The sequence below is a fragment of the Bartonella sp. AP57NXGY genome, from assembly GCF_042195805.1.
Classification (GTDB): Bacteria; Pseudomonadota; Alphaproteobacteria; order Rhizobiales; family Rhizobiaceae; genus Bartonella.
On record NZ_JBHIOZ010000217.1, the window covers coordinates 1 to 1,914 of the forward strand.

The window sequence follows — 1,914 nt, forward strand, 5'->3', positions numbered from 1 at the left end:
AAAATTATATGCCCCACAAGCAGCGAGTGAATTAAAACGTTCTCGTTTTTCTTTTGTTAAAGTTCTTTCGTTGGCTACAGCGGCTACATTCTTATCGAATGTTACGCCTGTTTTTTCAGCAAATCCTGATTTTAGAAACACATTTCTTGAAGGTGTAAAAAGTACCGGCGTGTCTTATCCACAAAGCCTTCTCTCTGTTGCTGGTTTGAATGCTTCTGATGATTATGCAAATTTTTTAACCAAAACCCTTTCTGGTAAGAGTGATAAGAGTCCTATCGTAAATGTTTTGACAGAAGGTAGCCGTTCTGCGCGAGTTGGAAATGTTGGTGATAAGAAAGTGCCACAGCTTACAAGAATAGCGGTTAACGATAAAAGCATGAGTGCGGATAATATTGCTGTGCGAAAATTGCCAAAAACATTTGTTAAAAAAGGGTGGATGCTGCCTGTTGAGGACGATAATAGTGATGATATTTTGCTGTCTGGCGTTAATAGTTTAGCAAGGAGGGTGAGTACGTATGCAACTAGTGATGATATAAAACTGGGGAAAAGTCCGAATGCGAAAGGCTTAAATATTATTGCTATTGGTAACAACATACAGGTACATTCACAAAATAACCTGTTTGAGGCTGTTACTATTGTTGGCAACAACGCGCAAGTCAACGGTGCTGGTACTACCGCTATTGGTGGACGGTCAAGAGCGAACGCGTTGTACAGTGTTGCGCTAGGTGTAGATGCTGTCGCTGATAGGGCTAGTGGTGTTTCTGGCTATTCTCCTAATAAGAAAGCGAATGCAACAGGTGCTGACGCTCAATGGAAGAGTGGTTATGGTGCTGTGAGTGTTGGTGATGTCAGCGAGAAGAAAACGCGACAAATTATAGGGGTAGCAGCTGGTTCTGAACTGACTGATGCTGCTAATGTTGCGCAGATAAAGTCATTACAAGATTACGTAGATAAAGGTTGGCAGCTGTCTGCTGGTGGTGCAGATGCTACAACTATTGGTATAGAGAGCAAGATCGATTTATCAGCGGCAAGTACAAATCTTCAAATTAGCAAAGGCAAAGATAATAATAATATAAAATTTGATCTAGCTAAGGATATTGCAGTCAATAAAGTAAATGCAGGAAGCAGTACCTTAGATGCAACAGGCTTAGTGATTACAGGTGGACCGAAAATAATCATTTCTGGGATAGATGCTGGGGGTAAAAAGATTACAGGAGTGTCGGATGGCACTGGAGCGAACGATGCAGTTAATTTTTCACAGTTAAGCAAAACCAATGAGAGTCTTTCGTCCACATCGAGAAATCTGGAAACGGCTATGGCCAATACATCAAAATATTTTGGTGGAGGTGCAGGAGTTGCTGGTTCTGCTATGACGGGACCAACTTATAACTTATCCAAGATTGATACAAAGGGTAATATAACAGAGGGCTCTTTTAAAGATGTTGGTAGTGCATTTACTGGTCTTGATACAAATATCAAGAATGTGAATGCACGTATTAAAGAGGTTTCTGAAGGAGTAGCACAGGATTCTTTGTTATGGAATGATGAGGTCAATGCCTTTGTAGCGCGTCATGAGAAGAAGCAAGAAGAAAAAGGCAGAGTTGTAAGGACACAGGAAAACAGTAGAATTACGTTTCTAGAAAAGGCTGAGATCAGCCCCGGCTCAACGGATGCTGTCATTGGTAGTCAACTTTATGCAATGGGTAACACGCTTGCAACCTATTTTGGTGGTGGTGCTGGTTATGATGAAGTGGGCATATGGAAAGCACCGGATTTCAAGATCAAGCAGTTTAGTGAGGATGGTACTTCTTTTGACAAGAACTATACGAATGTAGCTGATGCACTTACAGGTGTTGGAAGTTCTATCACGAATGTTCAGAATAAATTGACTGAACAGGTTAATAATGTGATTAC

1 pseudogene is annotated in these 1,914 nt (G+C 41.0%); it reads left to right on the forward strand.

The window, feature by feature from the left end:
• Positions 1–1,914: pseudogene (locus ACFIL8_RS09630) on the forward strand (hypothetical protein); the annotation flags it as partial.